This is a genomic window from Rhizobium rhizoryzae (assembly GCF_011046895.1).
Classification (GTDB): Bacteria; Pseudomonadota; Alphaproteobacteria; order Rhizobiales; family Rhizobiaceae; genus Neorhizobium; species Neorhizobium rhizoryzae.
Window position 1 is genome coordinate 1,087,229 of sequence record NZ_CP049249.1, and the last position, 18,485, is coordinate 1,105,713.

19 protein-coding genes are annotated in these 18,485 nt (G+C 58.5%); 11 read left to right on the forward strand and 8 right to left on the reverse strand.

Annotated features, from left to right (window positions below):
- The 11 genes from otnK (at position 1) to G6N80_RS05845 (ending at position 10,699) form a co-directional block, all read left to right on the forward strand.
- Positions 1–1,269 carry a 3-oxo-tetronate kinase gene (gene otnK, locus G6N80_RS05795; protein WP_165132023.1) on the forward strand — a complete coding sequence of 423 codons (1,269 nt, stop codon included), beginning with the start codon at positions 1–3 and terminating at the stop codon, positions 1,267–1,269.
- On the forward strand, positions 1,266–1,916 hold the full coding sequence (gene otnC, locus G6N80_RS05800) for a 3-oxo-tetronate 4-phosphate decarboxylase (RefSeq protein ID WP_165132026.1): 651 nt from the start codon (positions 1,266–1,268) through the stop codon (positions 1,914–1,916). Before otnK ends, otnC begins: the two co-directional genes overlap by 4 nt.
- Entirely contained in the window at positions 1,916–2,692 is a 777-nt protein-coding gene (locus tag G6N80_RS05805; protein ID WP_165132029.1) for a hydroxypyruvate isomerase family protein, read from the forward strand. Before otnC ends, G6N80_RS05805 begins: the two co-directional genes overlap by 1 nt.
- A gap of 131 nt (positions 2,693–2,823) precedes the next feature.
- On the forward strand, positions 2,824–3,561 hold the full coding sequence (locus tag G6N80_RS05810) for a FadR/GntR family transcriptional regulator (protein WP_062557026.1): 738 nt from the start codon (positions 2,824–2,826) through the stop codon (positions 3,559–3,561).
- A 42-nt stretch (positions 3,562–3,603) separates the two neighbouring features.
- Positions 3,604–4,590, forward strand: coding sequence for a D-erythronate dehydrogenase (gene denD / locus G6N80_RS05815; RefSeq protein ID WP_165132032.1), 987 nt, complete (start codon positions 3,604–3,606; stop codon positions 4,588–4,590).
- Positions 4,587–5,363: an SDR family oxidoreductase gene (locus G6N80_RS05820; protein ID WP_165132035.1), complete on the forward strand. Its 777-nt coding sequence runs from the start codon at positions 4,587–4,589 to the stop codon at positions 5,361–5,363. Before denD ends, G6N80_RS05820 begins: the two co-directional genes overlap by 4 nt.
- Positions 5,364–5,450: 87 nt before the next feature.
- Positions 5,451–6,518: an ABC transporter ATP-binding protein gene (locus tag G6N80_RS05825; protein ID WP_062557023.1), complete on the forward strand. Its 1,068-nt coding sequence runs from the start codon at positions 5,451–5,453 to the stop codon at positions 6,516–6,518.
- A gap of 135 nt (positions 6,519–6,653) precedes the next feature.
- On the forward strand, positions 6,654–7,964 hold the full coding sequence (locus G6N80_RS05830; protein ID WP_062557022.1) for an ABC transporter substrate-binding protein: 1,311 nt from the start codon (positions 6,654–6,656) through the stop codon (positions 7,962–7,964).
- 72 nt (positions 7,965–8,036) lie between these two features.
- On the forward strand, positions 8,037–8,975 hold the full coding sequence (locus tag G6N80_RS05835; protein ID WP_376748618.1) for a carbohydrate ABC transporter permease: 939 nt from the start codon (positions 8,037–8,039) through the stop codon (positions 8,973–8,975).
- Positions 8,976–9,049: 74 nt separating this feature from the next.
- Positions 9,050–9,949 carry a carbohydrate ABC transporter permease gene (locus tag G6N80_RS05840; protein ID WP_165132038.1) on the forward strand — a complete coding sequence of 300 codons (900 nt, stop codon included), beginning with the start codon at positions 9,050–9,052 and terminating at the stop codon, positions 9,947–9,949.
- Between the two features lie 3 nt (positions 9,950–9,952).
- Complete coding sequence (locus G6N80_RS05845; RefSeq protein WP_062557019.1) at positions 9,953–10,699, forward strand: SDR family NAD(P)-dependent oxidoreductase; 747 nt, start codon at positions 9,953–9,955, stop codon at positions 10,697–10,699.
- Positions 10,700–10,705: 6 nt separating this feature from the next.
- Here the strand turns inward: G6N80_RS05845 and G6N80_RS05850 are convergent, their stop codons facing one another.
- From G6N80_RS05850 to G6N80_RS05885, 8 genes are all read right to left on the reverse strand, one after another.
- Positions 10,706–11,221 (reverse strand): 2'-5' RNA ligase family protein, encoded by a 516-nt coding sequence (locus G6N80_RS05850; RefSeq protein WP_165132041.1) that lies wholly within the window; start codon positions 11,219–11,221, stop codon positions 10,706–10,708.
- Entirely contained in the window at positions 11,218–12,288 is a 1,071-nt protein-coding gene (locus tag G6N80_RS05855) for a LacI family DNA-binding transcriptional regulator (protein ID WP_165132044.1), read from the reverse strand. The genes G6N80_RS05850 and G6N80_RS05855 overlap by 4 nt, the downstream gene beginning before the upstream one ends.
- Positions 12,288–13,103: an ABC transporter permease gene (locus G6N80_RS05860; protein ID WP_062557016.1), complete on the reverse strand. Its 816-nt coding sequence runs from the start codon at positions 13,101–13,103 to the stop codon at positions 12,288–12,290. The genes G6N80_RS05855 and G6N80_RS05860 overlap by 1 nt, the downstream gene beginning before the upstream one ends.
- A complete protein-coding gene (locus tag G6N80_RS05865; protein ID WP_062557015.1) occupies positions 13,100–13,921 on the reverse strand; it encodes an ABC transporter permease in 822 nt (273 codons plus the stop codon). The genes G6N80_RS05860 and G6N80_RS05865 overlap by 4 nt, the downstream gene beginning before the upstream one ends.
- Positions 13,922–14,011: 90 nt before the next feature.
- Positions 14,012–15,145, reverse strand: a complete 1,134-nt coding sequence (locus G6N80_RS05870) for an ABC transporter substrate-binding protein (RefSeq protein ID WP_062557014.1) — start codon at positions 15,143–15,145, stop codon at positions 14,012–14,014.
- Between the two features lie 120 nt (positions 15,146–15,265).
- Complete coding sequence (locus G6N80_RS05875) at positions 15,266–16,345, reverse strand: ABC transporter ATP-binding protein (protein ID WP_165132047.1); 1,080 nt, start codon at positions 16,343–16,345, stop codon at positions 15,266–15,268.
- 108 nt (positions 16,346–16,453) lie between these two features.
- A complete protein-coding gene (locus G6N80_RS05880) occupies positions 16,454–17,236 on the reverse strand; it encodes an inositol monophosphatase family protein (protein WP_246251368.1) in 783 nt (260 codons plus the stop codon).
- 85 nt (positions 17,237–17,321) lie between these two features.
- Entirely contained in the window at positions 17,322–18,344 is a 1,023-nt protein-coding gene (locus G6N80_RS05885) for a LacI family DNA-binding transcriptional regulator (RefSeq protein ID WP_165132053.1), read from the reverse strand.
- Positions 18,345–18,485: the final 141 nt, after the last annotated feature.

Consider the following 18,485-nt stretch of genomic DNA (forward strand, 5'->3'; position numbering starts at 1 on the left):
GTGCAGATAAGCTTTGGCGCCATTGCTGACGATTTTACTGGCGCAACCGACCTTGCGGCGCTTCTGTCGCGCAGCGGCTGGCCAGTATCGCTGCGGCTTGGCCTGCCAAAGTCTGACGATACGCCTGTGGCGCCTTTCGAGATCATTGCGCTGAAAATCCGCACCGTACCGGTCGAGCAGGCTGTCGAGCAGGCCTTGATCGCCGCCGACTGGCTGGAAAAGGCCGGTGCAAAGCGGTTCTATTGGAAATATTGCTCCACCTTCGACAGCACAGCCGAAGGCAATATCGGTCCTGTTTCGGAAGCCCTGATGCAGCGCCTTGGCGCATCCCAGACCATCTATTGCCCGGCCTTCCCCGAGAACGGGCGCAGCATTTTCATGGGGCATCTATTCGTTGGCGAGCAGCCACTTGATGAAAGCGCGATGAAAGATCATCCGCTGACGCCGATGCGCGATTCAAGCCTTGTCCGGCTGCTTTCGCCGCAGGTGACCTCACCCGTCGGGCTGGCAAACCGGCTCGTGGTCGCCAAGGGCGTCGAGGCGCTGCGTGATCGACTGGACGCGCTGAAGAACGAGGGCGTGCGGCATGTCGTGGTTGATGCGGTTGCGGACGACGATCTGGCAGTCATCGCACAGGCAACCATGGGGTTTCGGCTCGTAACCGGCGGCAGTGCGCTGGCAATGCCCTTGCCGAAGTTGCTGGCCGATGCGGGGGAACTTTCGGGCTCACGCAGCCAGGGAACTCAGGTTCGCGTAGGAGAGGGGCAGATCGTACTCTCCGGCAGTTGCTCAGCCATGACCCGCAAACAGGTTGGGCGCTATCTGCCTCATGCGGAAAGCTACAGGCTCGATCCTCTGGCTTTGGCAGAGAAAGGTGTGGAACCTGCGCTGAATTGGCTGCGAAGCGTTCCAATCGATAAGGCCAAGCTCGTTTATGCCACGGCGGAGCCGGATGAGGTGCGCAACTTTCAGCTGGCGCTTGGCGTCGAAAAGTCTGGTGCGCTGGTTGAGGAGGCGTTGGCCAGGATCGCGCAGGACGCAACGCGACTTGGCGTCAGCCGTTTCGTGGTTGCCGGGGGAGAAACATCCGGCGCAGTCGTCAATGCGCTCGGTGTCAGGCAGCTATCGATCGGCAAGGAAATCGCACCGGGCGTGCCTTGGACCTATGCGAACCTTGAAGGTCGCACCATCGCACTGGCGCTTAAGTCCGGCAATTTCGGAGCGGAAGACTTCTTCGCACAGGCGTTCTGCCTTCTGGAGGCCTCATGAGCGAAGAGGCGCGGCTGCGGGACGATATATGCCGCATGGCCAGATCGCTGTTCGAGCGAGGTCTGACAGGCGGTTCTTCCGGCAATATCTCGGCAAGGCTTTCTGATGGTCGGCTTCTGGTCACGCCGACCGGCAGTTCTTTCGGTAGCCTGGATCCGGGCAGGCTTTCGCTGTTCGATGCGGATGGACGTCTGATCGGTGGCGACAAGCCCACAAAGGAAATGCCGCTTCATTCGGCCTTCTACGAGACGCGCCCGACGCGAACCGGCGCTGTGGTTCATCTGCATTCCTGCCATTCTGTGGCGCTTTCAATGCTGCCGGATGTCGACCCGGAAAACATGCTGCCGCCGCTGACGGCCTATTCGATCATGAAGCTCGGCAAGGTGAAGCTCCTGCCGTATTTCATTCCTGGCGATCCCGCCATGGGTGATGCGATCCGCGGACTGGCGGGCAAGCGCAGTGCGGTCATGCTGGCCAACCACGGGCCAGTTGTTGCCGGCAAGGATCTGGAGGCGGCAGTCTATGCGGTGGAAGAGCTGGAAGAGACCGCGAAGCTCGCGCTGCTCACCCATGGGCTGAAGCCGCGCATGCTGACACCGGAGCAGATCGCAAAGGTTGTCACGACATTCGATGTGGAGTGGGACTGATGGCGACACGCTTTTCCGCCAATCTGGGATTTCTATGGCAGGAGTTATCTCTTCCCGACGCAATTCGTGCTGCAAAGTCCGCTGGTTTCGATGCCGTGGAATGTCACTGGCCGTATAATGAGAGTGTCGATCGGCTGAAAGCGGCGCTGGATGAGACCGGTCTTGCGATGCTTGGTCTCAACACGGTTCGGGGACGCGTAGAGGCAGGCGAAAACGGTCTGGCCGCGCTTCCCGGTCGGGAACTGGAGGCGCAGACAGCAATTCGCCAGGCGCTGGATTATGCGGTGGCGCTCGATGTACCGAACATTCACGTCATGGCGGGTAAGGCGTCTGGTGAGGTGGCTCATGCCACTTATGTCGCCAATCTGACCATTGCCTGCGAACTGGCTGCGGCCCACGGCAAGACCATTCTCATTGAGCCGCTCAACAGCCGCGATGCGCCGGATTACTTCCTGAGCACCACCGCGCAGGCTGTTTCGGTGATCGAGAAGGTTGGGCACGCCAATCTGAAGATCATGTTCGACTGCTACCATGTGCAGATCATGGAAGGCGATCTGTGCCGGCGTTTTGAACGCCTGATGCCGCATGTCGGACATGTTCAGATCGCTGCCGTGCCTGATCGCGGTGAGCCGGATTCCGGCGAAATCGACTACCCTTATGTTCTGTCTCGTCTGGCATTCCTTGGTTGGGATCGTCCTATCGGCGCAGAGTATCGTCCGCGTGCCACAACGGATGCCGGCTTGGGTTGGATGTCCAGATTCGAAGGGAGAAAATGACGCAGAATTGCCGCGATGCAGCAACGAATTTGCATTGACGCTAACGCAACCTTAAATACAGTGCATATCCGGTGGTCCGGCCAGTAGACCAGTATCAGGCTGATCGACGAGGGCGGACGGAGGAAGCGGCAATGAAGGCGGATGCCATACTGCATCAGGTTCCCATGGTCGGCGGGTCCGTGACCCGGCAGACTGCACGGGATGTGGTTGCAGACAAGCTGACGACCTTGATTGCGACCGGCATGTTGAAAGCAGGGGACGAACTGCCTGGAGAGCGTGAACTCGCGACCGTACTGCATGTCAGCCGGGAGACTGTTCGGGGCGCCATTCAGATCCTCGCGGGCAAAGGGTTTATCGAGGTATCGCAGGGAAGTCGCAGTCGCGTTGCGGATGTCGATCTCAGCCATCTGCCGATCACCCTGGCATCGAAAAGCGTGATCGACCGGTATGACCTTGAAGCCGTTCATGCGGCAAGACTGCTCGTAGAACTGGATGTCGTGCGTCAGGCCGCCCGAAACATGGACGGTGAAACGATTGCGAAATTGGAAAACCTGCTGGAGACCCAGCGGGAAGCAGGTCGGGATACGATGCGTTTTCTGATCTGCGACCGGGAGTTTCATCTGGCGATCTATCGGGTGTGCGGCAATCCATTGCTGACCGACATCGTGACGGACCTCTACGGTTATCTGATGGACTATCGCCGTCAGGCCATGGCGAAGCCGGGTGCCACGGAGAACAGCTACGAAGACCATGTGGAAATCGTGGAGGCGCTGAAGCGTAAGGATGATGATGCCGTGGTGGATGCTTTTCGAAGGCATCTGACCCGCATTTACGAGACCACGAAGGCGCTGCGCGCCGTTGCCGTCTGAAGGCAAGTATAAAATGAAATACGGCAGGGAGGAGCGCCGCACATGAAAGTTCTGGTCATTGGGTCTGCCGGGATGGTAGGCCGGAAACTGGTGGAAAGGCTCGGTCGTGAACCGGATTGCCTCGGCGCCAGCATCGATCAGTTGATACTGGCGGACGCTTTTCCGTCGCCGGTGCCGCAAAGCCTTGCTTCCGTCTCGTCGGTTCTGACGCTTGATTTTGCTGCGCAGGGATCCGCTGAAAAGCTTATCGAACAGCGACCGGATCTGATTTTCCATCTTGCGGCCATCGTTTCCGGCGAGGCCGAAGCCGATTTCGACAAGGGCTATACCATCAATCTCGATGGCACGCGGTTGCTGTTCGAAGCCATCAGGCAGGCAGGTTTGAAAGAGCCTTACGTGCCGCGTGTGATCTTTGCCTCCTCCATTGCGGTCTTCGGCGCACCCTTCCCGGATGTGATCGGCGGCGAGTTCTTCACGACGCCATTGACCAGTTACGGCACACAGAAGGCTATCGCGGAACTGCTGCTGGCGGATTATTCGCGGCGCGGGATTTTTGACGGTCTTGGCATTCGCCTGCCGACGATCTGCATTCGACCGGGCACACCCAACAAGGCGGCATCCGGCTTCTTCTCCAACATTCTGCGCGAACCGCTTTCCGGCAAGGAAGCCGTGCTTCCGGTGGATGAAAATGTCCGCCATTGGTTTGCGAGCCCGCGCTCGGCGGTTGGCTTCTTCGTGCATGGTGCGACGCTTGATCTCTCCAAGGTCGGTCCGCGCCGCAATCTCACCATGCCCGGTCTCTCTGCCCTGGTCGGCGAGGAAATCGAGGCACTGCGCCGTGTGGCAGGCGAAAAAGCAGTCTCGCTGATCCGCAAGGAGCCGGATCCGGTTATCGCCAAGATCGTGGCCGGTTGGCCAACGAACTTCGATGCAAGCCGGGCAGTTGGTCTTGGTTTCAGAGCCGAGTCTACCTTCGATGAGATCATCCGCATTCATATCGAGGACGAATTGGGAGGTCATCTGGGATGAGTGAGGATACGAACCGGATGACAGGAAAGATCGCTCTTGTAACGGGCGGCGGTACGGGCGTTGGGCGGGCTATTGCTCGAGGCCTTGCCAAGGCTGGTTATGTGGTGGTGATCACGGGCCGCAGACTGGACGTGCTGGAAACCGCTGCGCGTGAACTTCGCGACGAAACCGGAGCAGCGGTGCATGCGATCAGCGCCGATATTGGCAACCCCGATGCGGTGAAGGCGCTATACGACCAGATCTCCGAGACATTCGGTCGTCTGGACGTGCTGGTCAACAATGCAGGCATGAGCGCACCTGGCGTTCCGCTCGAAGAGATCAGTTTCGAACAATGGAGCAATGTGGTTTCGGCTAACCTGACGGGTGCATTTCTGTGCACGCAAGGGGCGTTCAGGCTCATGAAGGCGCAGAACCCGCGCGGCGGCCGCATCATCAACAACGGTTCCATTTCCGCCACCACGCCGAGGCCGAATTCGTCGCCCTATACCGCAACCAAGCATGCGATTACCGGTTTGACGAAATCAACAGCACTGGATGGCCGCGATTTCGATATCGCCTGTGGCCAGATCGATATCGGCAATGCGGCGACCGACATGACGAAGAAGATCGCTGCGGGTGTGATCCAGGCAAACGGCAGCATGGCGGCCGAACCGACGATCGACTCGCGCCATATCGCGGACGCGGTGGTCTACATGGCGGGCCTGCCGCTCGACGCCAATGTTCTGACGATGACCGTGATGGCAACAAAAATGCCGTTCGTGGGACGCGGATAACAGCGAGGCGAAGCGGCGAGGCTGGAGGAGCCTGCCGTTTGCGCCAACAGACGACGAAATTTGACATCGCACTCTGGGAGGAGACGCATGGCTACCGTTCAATTTGCCGAGGTGAAAAAATCCTTTGGCGCCTTCCCCGTCATCAAGGGGGTCAATATCGATATCGAGGATGGCGAGTTCGTCATTCTTGTCGGGCCGTCCGGTTGTGGAAAATCCACACTGCTGCGCATGCTGGCTGGGCTTGAGAATATTTCCGGTGGCGAAATCCGCATTGGTGGCCGGCAGGTCAACAACCTGCCGCCAAAGGAACGCGACATCGCAATGGTGTTCCAGAACTACGCGCTCTATCCCCACATGACCGTTGCCAAGAACATGGCGTTTTCGCTGATGCTGAATTCGGCACCGCAGGCGGAAATCGACAAGCGTGTCAACTACGCGGCCGGTATCCTGGGCCTTACCAATCTGCTCGACCGCTATCCACGGCAGCTCTCCGGTGGACAGCGTCAGCGGGTGGCCATGGGGCGCGCCATCGTGCGCGATCCCCAGGTCTTCCTTTTCGATGAGCCGCTTTCCAACCTTGACGCCAAGCTGCGTGTTGCCATGCGTGCCGAGATCAAGGAATTGCATCAGCGGCTCAAGACAACGACGGTCTATGTGACGCATGACCAGATCGAAGCCATGACCATGGCCGACAAGATCGTGGTCATGCATGACGGGCGTGTGGAGCAGATCGGTTCGCCGCTGGAACTCTATGACCGGCCGAACAACCTGTTCGTCGCGGGCTTCATCGGTTCCCCGGCCATGAACATGATCAAGGGCAGGCTGGACCCGCAGGATCCCATGCATTTCGTGGCCAAGGACGGCACCCGGCTGCCGCTGACGCGAGCCTATGCGAATGCAGCCGGTCGCGATCTCGTCTACGGTTTGCGGCCCGAATATATTCGTCTCGATCCCAATGGCTATTCTGTTCCCGTCGTGGTGACGGAGCCGACCGGCTACGAGACGCAGATGGTCGTGCAGTTCGGTGGCGCGGAAGTGAGTTGCGTTTTCCGCGAACGTATCCCGGCCCGTCCGGGCGAGAACATCTCGATCAATATCGATGCGGAGCATGTTCATCTTTTCGATGAGCAGACAGGAATGCGGTTGACCGCGTGATCAACGAGATTTGGCCGGGGAAGAGGAGCCCCGTCCAATTCTGGATCATCCGGCGCATGGTAGCGCGGCATGACCGGCAAGGGGCAGCCGGAATGTGGAACGCGACTTTGTCCCGATAACGGAGGAGGAGTAAACATGTCGATCAAGAGAAGAACATTCCTGGCCGGAACCGCAGGTCTGGCCGGTGCTGCCGGTCTTTCCGGTTTCGGTATCAATCCTGCATTCGCGGCAGAGCCGAAATACACGCCGGAAAAGGGGGCAAGCCTTCGCCTTCTGCGCTGGACGCCCTTCGTCAAGGGCGATGAAGAGGCCTGGCTGGCAAACACCAAGAAGTTCACGGAAGCGACCGGCGTCGAAGTGCGTATCGACAAGGAAAGCTGGGAAGACATCCGCCCGAAGGCGGCCGTTGCGGCAAATGTCGGTTCCGGCCCCGATCTCGTGATGTGCTGGTTCGACGACGCGCATCAGTACCCTGACAAGCTTCTGGATCTGACAGAGCTCGGCACCTATCTCGACGGCAAGTATGGTGGCTTCTACGATGGCGTGAAGGGCTATGCGACGCGCGAAGGCAAGTTCATTGCCATGCCTCTGACGGCCATCGGCAACGCCGTCGTCTATCGCGACAGCCACATGAAGGCGGCGGGCTTCAGCGAATTCCCGAAGGATACGAAGGGCTTCCTGGAACTCTGCAAGGCGATGAAGGCCAAGGGCACGCCTGCCGGCTTCCCGCATGGCAAGGCGGTTGGTGATGGCAACAACTACGCTCACTGGCTGCTGTGGAGCCATGGCGCCAAGATGGTGGACGAAAGCGGCAAGGTGACGATCAACTCACCGGAAACGCTGGCCGCCATCAAATATGCCAAGGAACTCTATTCCACCTTCATTCCGGGCACGGAAAGCTGGCTCGACATCAACAATAACCGTGCCTTCCTGGCCGGTCAGGTGTCGCTCACGGCAAACGGCGTTTCCATCTACTACGCTGCCAAGAACGATCCGAAGCTGGCGGAAATTGCTGCCGACATGCGCAGCACCAACTTCCCGGTCGGCCCGGTTGGCAAGAGCATCGAGCTTCACCAGACGAGTTCCCTGCTGCTCTTCAAGCACACCAAGTATCCGGAAGCCGCAAAGGCCTACATCAAGTTCATGATGGAAGCTGACCAGATGAATGCCTGGATCAAGGGCTCCAGCGCCTATTGCTGCCAGCCGCTGAAGGCGTTCGCCAGCAACCCGGTCTGGACGGAAAACCCGATCCACGCGCCCTATGCCAAGGCCTCGGAAACACTGCGTCCGAACGGCTATGCCGGCCCGCTGGGCTACGCTTCGGCTGCCGTGATGGCCGACTATGTTCTGGTCGACATGTTCGCCGCCGCCGTGACGGGTGCTTCCACGCCGGAAGATGCCATGGCGCAGGCGGAGAAGCGCGCCAACCGCTACTACCGCGTCTAACAGGATGATAGCCGGAGGGGCGCGCTTGTCGCCCCTCCGATTTTCAGCGCTTTGGAGTAAACCGTCATGACGATGCCCTCATCGGCCGGTCAGAATGCGCCGCAGCGTTCGCTCGGTGCCCGTCTCGGCAACAACCGCGATTTTCTCGGCTTTCTTTTCATGCTTCCCGCGGCAGTGTTCCTGCTGTGCTTTCTCACCTATCCGCTTGGGTTAGGCGTGTGGCTCGGGTTCACCGATACGAAGATCGGCCGGGACGGCATATTTATCGGGCTCGAGAACTATCAGTTCCTCTGGAGCGATAGCGTGTTCTGGATGTCGGTGTTCAATACCGTCCTCTATACGACGGTTGCCTCCGTCCTGAAATTTGCCCTCGGTCTGTGGTTGGCGCTTTTGTTGAACGAGCACCTGCCGTTCAAATCCTTTTTCCGCGCCATCGTGCTGCTGCCCTGGGTCGTGCCCACTGTTCTTTCGGCGCTGGCCTTCTGGTGGATCTATGACGCTCAGTTCTCGATCGTCTCCTGGTCGTTGATGAAAATGGGACTGATCGATGCGCCGATCAACTTCCTGGGCGATCCGACCAATGCACGTGCCTCGGTCATTGCAGCCAATGTCTGGCGCGGCATTCCGTTCGTCGCCATCTCGCTGCTTGCCGGCCTGCAGACCATACCAGCATCGCTTCAGGAAGCCGCTTCCCTGGACGGCGCTTCAAGCTGGCAGCGTTTCCGGCATGTGACCCTGCCGATGCTGACGCCGATCATTGCCGTGGTGATGACCTTCTCGGTGCTGTTCACCTTCACGGATTTCCAGTTGATCTACGTCCTGACCAAGGGCGGTCCAGTGAATGCCACGCATCTGATGGCAACGCTTTCCTTCCAGCGCGCCATTCCGGGCGGACAGCTGGGCGAGGGCGCTGCCATTGCGGTTGCCATGGTGCCCTTCCTGCTGGCTGCCATCATGTTTTCCTTCTTCGGCCTGCAGCGACGCAAGTGGCAGCAGGGCGGCGGCGATTGAGAGAGTTTGACGCATTTCCGGATAGGGAACCGGCTCGGTTCTTTCTGCAAATGCTCTGATTGAGGATCTGGTCAATGAATACCAAGGTACAGGCCGCCGATGGGGCGCTCACCGACGACAGCCAGGGCATGTCCTATCTCAACAGGCTGCCGCGCCGTATCGTTACCATTTATATTCCGATGGCGCTCTTCGTCTTCGTGCTGCTGTTTCCGTTCTACTGGATGGCGATTACAGCGGTGAAGCCGAATTCGCAGCTGACGGATTATGACAACTACAGCCCGTTCTGGGTGGTCGGCGCAACACTTGATCACATCAAGTATCTGCTGTTCGAAACCTCCTATCCCGGCTGGCTGTGGAACACGATGGTCGTGGCCTTTGCCTCTACCTTCCTGTCGCTTCTGGCGTCCGTATTCGGCGCTTACGCGATTGAGCGGATCCGCTTTACCGGATCGCGGTCCATCGGCCTGTTCATCTTCCTGGCCTATCTGGTGCCGCCATCCATCCTCTTCATTCCGCTTGCCTTCATCGTCTTCAAGATCGGCATTTATGACTCGCGTCTGGCGCTGATCTTCACCTATCCAACCTTCCTCATTCCTTTCTGCACCTGGCTGCTGATGGGCTATTTCCGGTCGATTCCGTTCGAACTGGAAGAAAGCGCCTTGGTGGACGGGGCAAGTCGCTGGCAGATCCTCTCCAAGATCATTCTGCCGCTCGCGGTGCCGGGACTGATTTCGGCAGGCATCTTTGCCTTCACGCTGTCGTGGAACGAGTTCATCTATGCGCTGACCTTTATCCAGTCTTCTGAAAACAAGACTGTGCCGGTGGGCGTTCTGACCGAACTGGTGCGAGGCGATATCTTCGAATGGGGTTCGCTGATGGCCGGTGCGCTGTTTGGTTCTCTGCCAGTCGTCATCCTCTACTCGTTCTTCGTGGACTACTACGTTTCGTCGATGACCGGTGCGGTCAAGGAATAACATATGAACAGTTATGATCTTTCAGGCCAGCACGCTGTCGTGACTGGCGGGGCTCAAGGTTTGGGCTTCGCCATGGCCAAACGCTTCGTGGAATCGGGCGCCAAGGTTACCCTGTGGGACGTGAACGAAGCACTGCTGTCGGAGGCGGTTTCAGCTCTTGGTGCCAATGCCCGAAGCGTGGCTGTCGATATCACGGACTATCCAGCTGTCGAGGCTGCGCATCGGGAGAGCGAGGAGAGGCAGGGTCCTGTCTCCATCCTCGTCAATTCGGCAGGCATTGCCGGACCCGCAGCGCCGCTCGATGTCTACGATGTCGAGATGTTCAAGAAAATCATCGATATCAACGTGCATGGTACATTCCACGTCAACCGCGTCTGTGTGCCAGGAATGAAAGCGCGCAATTACGGACGCATCGTCAACATCGCTTCCATCGCGGGCAAGGAAGGCAATCCAAATGCGTCCGCCTATTCCGCCTCAAAAGCGGCGGTGATCGGCATGACGAAATCGCTCGGCAAGGAACTGGCGGGCTTCGATATTGCCGTGAACTGCATTACGCCCGCGACGGCGCAGACGCGCATCCTCGAACAGTTGAGCGACGAATTCATCGAATATATGCGATCGAAAATTCCGCGTGGTCGCTTCCTGAAGGTAGAAGAGGCGGCTGCCATGGTGACATGGCTGGTTTCCGCCGAGAACAGCTTCACGACGGGTGCGGTGTTCGATCTTTCCGGCGGGCGGGCAACTTACTGACGCCCTTCATTCAAGGACATGGCGGTAAACGATCTGCCAGTCCTTGATGGGGATGGATTGAGCCGAAGCTGTGACCACAACTTCCGTGAAGCGGATCACTTTGCCGGTCAGGCGGGTACTGAGATCCGCGATCGGTGCCGCTTTCTGCTCTTCGGTCACGCCGTAAGCGAGCGAAATATGTGGCATGAAGCTTTCCACTTCGCCGCGCTCAAAGGCTTTCACCGCCCGCGTCTTCAGGCCGATAAGAGGACCGGCAGCGTCAAAACCTGCAAAGAGCGAGCGGAAAAACAGCGGCAAACCGTCGACGCGATTGATCTTCGCCTCAAACGAAGTCTGTCCGGCGAAATGATGGCTCAGCACCGCCGCCAGATCATCCCGCGACCGCGGCATGTCTTCCATAAGGGTCAGATGAGGGCAGAATGATTCAGTATCGAAGCGCTCAGACAGATCATCGACGATCGCTTGAAAGAATTGCAGGTCGTCTGCGGCAGGCATCAGCCAGATCGAGTGCCATTCGCTCATTCGGCTTCGTTTCCTTTTGAAGGTTCTGGTTTTTTCCCGGGCAAGGGTCGGACCGTCTCGCGGACGACCAGTGGCAGATCGAGTTGCGAGACGATCGGCGCCGCGGTCGGTTCCTTCAGCCGTTGCTCCAGAACCTGCAAGATCTCCCGCGCCTGCCGCTCCGCATTCTGCTGGAAGGTGGTCAGCCGGTAGGCGCCCCAGCGGGCCTGCGGTACGTCATCGAGACCGATGACCGACAGATCGGCCGGGATCGAGAGCCCCAGCATGTCGCGGGCATAATCCATTAGTCCGAACGCCATGAGGTCGTTGACGCAGAAAACGCCTTCGATCTTGCGTTCCTTGGTCAGAAGCAGTGATGCTGCCAGCGTTCCACCATCGTAATTGGTTCGCTCGGCCCGCTCTACATGAACTTCGAGTCCGAGGTCCCTTGCCTTGCGCGTGTAAGCCTCTTCGCGTTCCACAAGGTTGGGGCTGCCAACGGCGGACGTTACAAGGCCGATGCGCCGCATGCCTCGCGCGGCGAAAAGGTCCACCGCCGTTTCTGCTGCCAGCGCGTTGTTGATGCGGATGTGGTCCGGCCCAACTTCGCTTCGGCCAACGGCGATCAGCGGCTGACCGTTGCGTTGTGCGAGATCGACAAACGCCTTGGATGGCATGCCGGAAAGAATGATCGTGGCTTCCGCCCGGTAGCGCAGGAGGGTTGCATGCGAGGCGCGGCCTGCTTCTGTCTGATCGGTTGTGATCAGCACCGGAACCCTGCCGCTTTCGATCAGGAGGCGCGAAAGGGCAGCGATCTGCTGCGAACGGAACGGCGTTTCCGCATCGGAGGCGATCATACCGATCAATTGGCTGCGGTTGGCCAGCAGTCCGCGCGCCAGATCATTGACCTGATAGCCAAGCTCTTCAGCTGCCCGGAGCACCTTCTCTCGCGTCGCAGGCGAGACGCTGGCTCCGTGCGTGAAGGTGCGGGAAACGGCAGAGCGCGAGACACCTGCACGTTGTGCGACTTCATGCGCACTGATGAAGCGCGGCAACTCCATTTCATCTGTGCCGTTTTTCTCTGCCATTACCGGCCCACCTTGGAAAGCACATCCGCCCGCAGGAAGCGTTCAATGACCAGCATGAACGCAATCGACGGAATAAGTAGGATGAGAGCGGTGATAGAAGCAATCTGATAGTTACCGCCGGAGCTTGCCGTATAGAGCAGGAGCGGCAGGGTGGAGATATCCGGCGCGCCCACGAAATAGGTGCCGGTAAACTCGTCGAGCGATTCCAGAAACACGAAGACGGCGCTGGCGAGAAGGCCGGGTGCCGCAATCGGCAAGGTGACATCCCGAAAAGTACGCATCGCCGAGGCGCCCATGGAGCGAGCAGCTTCTTCCAACTCGCGGTCGATGGCGGAAAATGCAGCTGTTGCGATCCAAACCGCATAGACCAGCCCGTGGGTGACATGCACCAGCACGACGCCGATGACTGTTCCATTCAAACCAAACTGGTAGAAAATACGGGCAATATTTACGTAGACCGGCAGGTTAGGGAAGGCTTGCGGTATAAGGAGGATAAGCAGGATAAGACCGCGTAGCGGCAACTTCAGGCGCGCCAGGGCATAACCCGCCGGTATCGCGAGACCGATGGAGAGCACCACGGTCAGGCTGGCGATGAGAATGCTCATCAACAGGGAGCCCGTTGCGTTACCGCGCGGTGAGAATACGTTCACCCAATAGGAAAATCCGTATTGCAGCGGCAGCGCATGGGGGAAATACCACTTCTCTGCGATAGCCCAAAGCAGCAGGTTCGTCAGCGGCCCGAAGATCGCGAAGGCGAGAAGGCCAAGGCCCAGCGCACGCGGTATCCACTTCAGATCGATCATGAGCGTTTTCATCTGTGTTCCCTCATGGTTTGCCGCAGATAGATCCAGGCCACAAGACTGGTGGTGAGCAGCGAGATCACGCCAAGCGCGTTGGCCACGCCATAATCACCATAGGCATTGATGCGGAAAGCCATGCTTGCGGTTATCATTGTCGGGGACTGTGCGTTGATCATCAACGGTACCGAAAGCACCGACATCATCGTGACGAAGCTGAGAATGAGCCCGACCATAAGCGTTGGCAAAACCTGTGGCAGGATGATTTCGATGAGAATTCGCAGGCGTCCTGCACCCAGATTACGCGCAGACTCGATCATTGAACGATCCAGCGAGGCCATGGCACCCGCCAGCAGCAGCGTGACGAATGGCGTCTGTTTCCAGACGAAGGCGATCACAATGCCGCGCCAGTCCAGAAAGCTCATGGTTTGCAGTGGTGTCACCAGACCGGTTTCGATCAGCATGCTGTTCATCAGGCCGTTCTTCGCGAGAAAGGTTCGCAGGATCTGGCCGACCACGATGAAAGGCACGAAAAGCGGCCAGCGATAGAGCCAGCGCAGGATGGCAACAGCCTTCGGATTGGAGCCCAGCGTCAGGTATCCGCCAATCGCCACAGAGCAGAGGCCGATCAACGCCGCCGAAAGCGAAACGATGACGATCGTGAACAGGATATCGCTGCTGTAAAGCTCGAAGGCTTTGTAGAAATTGGCGAAGCCGAAGCTCCCGTCCGCGTTGAACGCGCCCGTGACCGAGCTTGCAAGCGGCACGATGAACAGAAGCAACACGATGATGAGGGCGGGCGTGACCAGCAGCAGCCCGATCAATGGTAATGGCATGAGGGATCACCCGGCATGGAGAGGTGAGCGAGTTTTGTCGCCTGGAAAAGTGAGGATGCGGGACTGAACCCGCATCCTCCTAAGGATTGGTCAGTTTCCGACCTGACGCTCGTAGGCTTCGAGGATCGCCTTGTTATAGGGAGCAATCGGGAAAGCCTTGCCGTTCTTGGCGAGATCATCCGGGGAAATATCAGTGAAGAGCTTTTCCCAGGTTGCCTTGTCGAGCTTGGCCTGCACGTGCTGCGCATCAATGCCCGGATACCAGTTGAAGCGTTCCACGATACCCTTGGCCTGGACTTCCGGGCTGGTGGCAAGGTTGACGAACTTCTCGGCCAGATCCTTGTGCGGGGCCTTGGCAGGAATGGTGTAATGCATGGGCTGGCCCGGCATGCCCGGCGCAGGCAGCACGAGTTTCATGTCCGGCGGCAACTGGCCCTTGGCCTTCCAGGAATAGAACATGTCGACCCAAACCGGACCAATGGCGATTTCGCCACGGCTCAGCATGTCCAGAGTGCCGGCATTACCGGGCGTCAGGGTCGCGTTCGTCGTGAAATCCTTCAGCTTGTTGAAGGAATCGTTCCATTTTGCAGCCTGTGCCGCATCGAACGGGCCGTTCTGAAGTTTGTCGGCATCGCCGCCGAAAGCGTAGATCCAGCCCATGACGAAGCTCACGCCCGATGCGCCGCCCTTGATGCCGTTATAGCCAAACTGCTTGGGGTTCTTCTTGGCCCAGGCAACAAGCTCTTCGTAGCTCTTTGGCGGATTTGGAACGAGGACGGGGTTATAAGCAAGTGCGGTCTGGCTGTTGAACATCGGCATGACATAGCCGTCAACATTGGTGCCGAGCGCCATCTTGGCATTGGCGCGCGTCACAAGAGCACCGCTTTCGATCTTACCACGGTACTTTTCCAGATAGCTCTTTTCGACCATCGGGCCGACGAACTTCTCATGCACCACGGCAACGTCTGCATCCCATGTCTGTACATTAGCCTGCGCCTGCGCATCGAAACGCTCAAGGATCTTCTGCGAGCCTGCATCGCCGGGGCCGGTTCCGACAGCGCGAACCTTGACGCCCGGGTTCTGCTTTTCGAACATTGGTCCGAGAAACTCGTTGATGTAATCAACCATGTTCTGGTCACCCGCCGTCATGACAGTCAGTTCCTGCGCCATGAGCGGCGAGGTGCTGAGGCCGAGCGCCAGGATTGAATACGCTACTTTCTTCATTGCAACCTCCCTTTGGGGTTTTGTTGTCCAAGGCAATGCAGGCCCGTTCATGTACGCCGGAGCCCGGGTTGAACGGCGGATAGGCATCCGCCGGTCGGAGCGTTCGCTCCGTCTTCCCCTTCAGTTGGGGGGAAAGATGTAAAGCCGATCTTCCGGAATGCGCATTTCGACCTCCGCTCCGTCTTCGAAGCGGGTGTGCGAATCCACGATCACGGTACGGTCGCCGATATGGATGACATGCCGCCAGATGCCGCCCGGATAGCTGACTTGCTCGACATGTCCGTGAAGCAGAAGGTGAGGCTGCCCGGATGTATGGCTGTGATCCCCTTTGGCAGAAAGCGTGATGGCCTCGCTGCGGAACCTGGCGATTGCTGCACCCGTGGAAAGCTCTCTGCCGGCTTTCGAAAATGAGGCGGGACCATTGTAGTGGCCTTCCTTCACATCCACCGCTTCGCCGTGCACCACGATATCGAGATCGATCAGGTTCTCGGCGCCCATGAAGGCTGCAACGAAGGCTGAATTCGGCCTGTTGTAAACCTCGAGCGGTGAGCCAACCTGCGCGATTTCCCCGGCATTCAGGATGACGATCCTGTCGGCCATCACCATGGCTTCCTCACGATCATGCGTCACGTGGACGGCTGTGATCCCGAGGCGACGCTGGAGGGCGCTGATCTCGTGGCGAACTGTCAGTCGAATGCGGGCATCAAGGTTGGAAAGCGGTTCATCCAGCAACAGAATTTCCGGATTGATTGCTAAGGCCCGCCCCAGCGCCACGCGCTGACGCTGTCCCCCGGAAAGCTCTCCCGGCTTGCGATGGCCAAGTGCATCAAGGCCCAGAAGCCCCTTCATCTCATCGATGCGTTTTTTCGCGATGCTGGTTTCGGTGCGCCGGAGTTTTAGGCCATAGCCGATGTTCTGGTCCACTGTCATATGTGGCCAGAGAGCGTAGGACTGGAACACCAGCGCCATGCCCCGCTTGTCAGGCGGAAGGCGGGTGACATCCTTGCCGTCGATGGAAATCGTGCCATGCGTTGGCGTGTTGAAACCCGCAACCGTTCGCAGCAATGTTGTTTTGCCGCAGCCCGACGAGCCCAACAGCGCAACGAATTCGCCCTTATTGACGGACAAATCAACCCCTTTGAGGATCTCTGTCTCGCCATAGCGAACGCGCGTCTGTGATATGTTCAAATAACCGCTCATCCGTGCCTCCTTGTCACAGATAATATGCACAGCTGTGCAACAGTTTTGTGAATGCGCCGCGTAATTAGTGATGTCAGGCGATCCTCCTCGATTGCCCGATATCGGCGGCTATCCAGCTTTCAATGCGATGCCGGTGGCCCGGCAAACAGCTTCAGCGAGGCGCGGGGTAACCGCCAGAACGGGACCACCGCGCAGGATCTTTTCAGGTCCTTCGAAAGAGCAGACGAGGCCGCCTGCTTCCTCGACCATCAGCAAGCCAGCAAGACAATCCCATGAGTTCATGTGCGCTTCAGCATAAGCGTCGTTGCGACCATCCGCGACGTAGGCGATGCCCAGCGCGCCGGAGCCGGCGCGGCGAACGTTGAAGCCCGCATCGATGAGATCTTCAAGCGATGAGAGATAGTCGCTTTTGGCGATTCTCGTGGACCAGCCCAGCTCTACCGTCGCAGAACTTGCCTCGGAACGATCGGAAACCCAGATCGAAACGCCGTTGCATGTGGCACCGCGTCCGCGCTGTGCGAAATGGAGCTCTTTGAGAACCGGATTATAAATCGCGCCGATCTCGGTCACGCCGTCGACCACGTAGGCGATGGCAATACAGAAATGCGGAATGTTACGAGCGAAATTGGCCGTCCCGTCGATGGGGTCGACGACCCAAAGCTTTTCCCCGGAGGTGCCACCGCTTTCCTCACCGAAAAAGCCATCGTCCGGAAAGGCTTCCAGCAGTTGTTGCCGAAGGAACTCCTCGCAGCGACCATCTGTTTCGGTCAGATAATCCTGAGGCCCCTTCATCTGCGTCTGTCGCGCCTTGCCGTAACCGGCCAGTGCAATAGTGCCAGCCTCGACGATGATGCGACGGCAGAAGTCTGCCTTGTGGTCCAAGCTATCCAAGTTTCGCCCTCCCAAGCGTCTCGGCCCCATGATGCTTGCACAGCTGTGCAAGCATGTCAATTGTTACGTAAGGATATTTGCAACTTCATCGCAAGGACGCGGAAAGCGGCTCACTGACGGAGCCCCGAACGATAAGATCGGGAATAATCAGATGCTCGGTTGGCTCCTGCTCCGGCGTCTCGAGCATTGTCAGAAGCGATGCCATGGCTTGTTTGCCAATGGCTGAACGGGGCTGGCGGATGGTTGTCAGCGCCGGCTTGACATAGGTTGCCTGCGGTACATCGTCGAAACCGATGACCGAAAACTCCCTTGGAATGTCATAGCCGCGCGCCGCCAGGCCATTCATCACGCCCAGCGCCGTGGCATCGTTCACGCACATGAACGCGGTAGGCAGAGTGTCTCGCATGAAAAGCTGCTCGACTCCCAGTCGTCCGCTTTCGATTGTGCCATCGCCATCCAGAACCAGTCGGTTTTCCGGCGCAATGCGTGCCGCGTTCATCGCATCGTCAAAGCCCTGGCGGCGGCGCTGCTGGCCAAGGCGGGTCTTGCTGTCGCCAATGAAGGCAATGCGGCGGTGTCCAGCGGAAAGCAGATGTTCCGCAGCTTTGCGACCGCCTGCCTTGTCGTCCACACCAACATAGGGGATCTTGCTGTCAAAAACCGGCTCGAAAACGGCGACTGAAGGCGGCAGTCGCTCCGCAAGTGCCTGATGACCAAACGGCTGGTGACCGGTAAAGAGCACAAGTCCCGCGGCCTGCCCGGAACTGACGAACTTCAGATACTCCAGCCCTCTTTCCGCATCGTTCTGGGTATGCCCGATGAGCACGCCATATCCGCTGGCTCTTGCCTCGTTTTCCAGTCCGATCAGGATCGAGGAGAAATTCGGATCGGCAATATCTGGCGCCAGCACCAGGATCATATTCGAGCGGCCCATTCGAAGCGACCGCGCCATGGCGTTTGTCGTGTAGCCGGTGATCGCAATAGCCTGGTTCACGCGCTGGCGGGTCGTCTTGGCAACTTTCTCCGGGGTGTGAATGGCCCGGCTGACCGTCGCGATGGAAACATCCGCAAGCCGGGCGACATCCTCGATTGTTGCCGGATTGCTCATCGTTGCGGTACCCCATCACGCGTTAAAGCTCGACGTTACAGGTCTGTTCGCAAATGCGAAATGCTGAGATAGGTGAAATCCCCTGATATTGTGCGATGTAAACCTTTACATGATCGATGTAAAGGTTTACATCATGGGTAT

Excerpts from the sequence above, each read along its gene's own strand:
- G6N80_RS05850 (WP_165132041.1), bottom strand. The coding sequence starts at position 11,221 with ATGAGCGAATGGCACTCGATCTGGCTGATGCCTGCCGCAGACGACCTG.
- denD (WP_165132032.1), top strand. The coding sequence starts at position 3,604 with ATGAAAGTTCTGGTCATTGGGTCTGCCGGGATGGTAGGCCGGAAACTG.
- G6N80_RS05855 (WP_165132044.1), bottom strand. The coding sequence starts at position 12,288 with ATGGCAGAGAAAAACGGCACAGATGAAATGGAGTTGCCGCGCTTCATC.
- G6N80_RS05860 (WP_062557016.1), bottom strand. The coding sequence starts at position 13,103 with ATGAAAACGCTCATGATCGATCTGAAGTGGATACCGCGTGCGCTGGGC.
- G6N80_RS05825 (WP_062557023.1), top strand. The coding sequence starts at position 5,451 with ATGGCTACCGTTCAATTTGCCGAGGTGAAAAAATCCTTTGGCGCCTTC.
- G6N80_RS05840 (WP_165132038.1), top strand. The coding sequence starts at position 9,050 with ATGAATACCAAGGTACAGGCCGCCGATGGGGCGCTCACCGACGACAGC.
- G6N80_RS05870 (WP_062557014.1), bottom strand. The coding sequence starts at position 15,145 with ATGAAGAAAGTAGCGTATTCAATCCTGGCGCTCGGCCTCAGCACCTCG.
- G6N80_RS05845 (WP_062557019.1), top strand. The coding sequence starts at position 9,953 with ATGAACAGTTATGATCTTTCAGGCCAGCACGCTGTCGTGACTGGCGGG.
- G6N80_RS05865 (WP_062557015.1), bottom strand. The coding sequence starts at position 13,921 with ATGCCATTACCATTGATCGGGCTGCTGCTGGTCACGCCCGCCCTCATC.
- G6N80_RS05875 (WP_165132047.1), bottom strand. The coding sequence starts at position 16,345 with ATGAGCGGTTATTTGAACATATCACAGACGCGCGTTCGCTATGGCGAG.
- otnC (WP_165132026.1), top strand. The coding sequence starts at position 1,266 with ATGAGCGAAGAGGCGCGGCTGCGGGACGATATATGCCGCATGGCCAGA.
- G6N80_RS05805 (WP_165132029.1), top strand. The coding sequence starts at position 1,916 with ATGGCGACACGCTTTTCCGCCAATCTGGGATTTCTATGGCAGGAGTTA.
- G6N80_RS05885 (WP_165132053.1), bottom strand. The coding sequence starts at position 18,344 with ATGAGCAATCCGGCAACAATCGAGGATGTCGCCCGGCTTGCGGATGTT.
- G6N80_RS05810 (WP_062557026.1), top strand. The coding sequence starts at position 2,824 with ATGAAGGCGGATGCCATACTGCATCAGGTTCCCATGGTCGGCGGGTCC.
- G6N80_RS05820 (WP_165132035.1), top strand. The coding sequence starts at position 4,587 with ATGAGTGAGGATACGAACCGGATGACAGGAAAGATCGCTCTTGTAACG.
- G6N80_RS05835 (WP_376748618.1), top strand. The coding sequence starts at position 8,037 with ATGCCCTCATCGGCCGGTCAGAATGCGCCGCAGCGTTCGCTCGGTGCC.
- G6N80_RS05830 (WP_062557022.1), top strand. The coding sequence starts at position 6,654 with ATGTCGATCAAGAGAAGAACATTCCTGGCCGGAACCGCAGGTCTGGCC.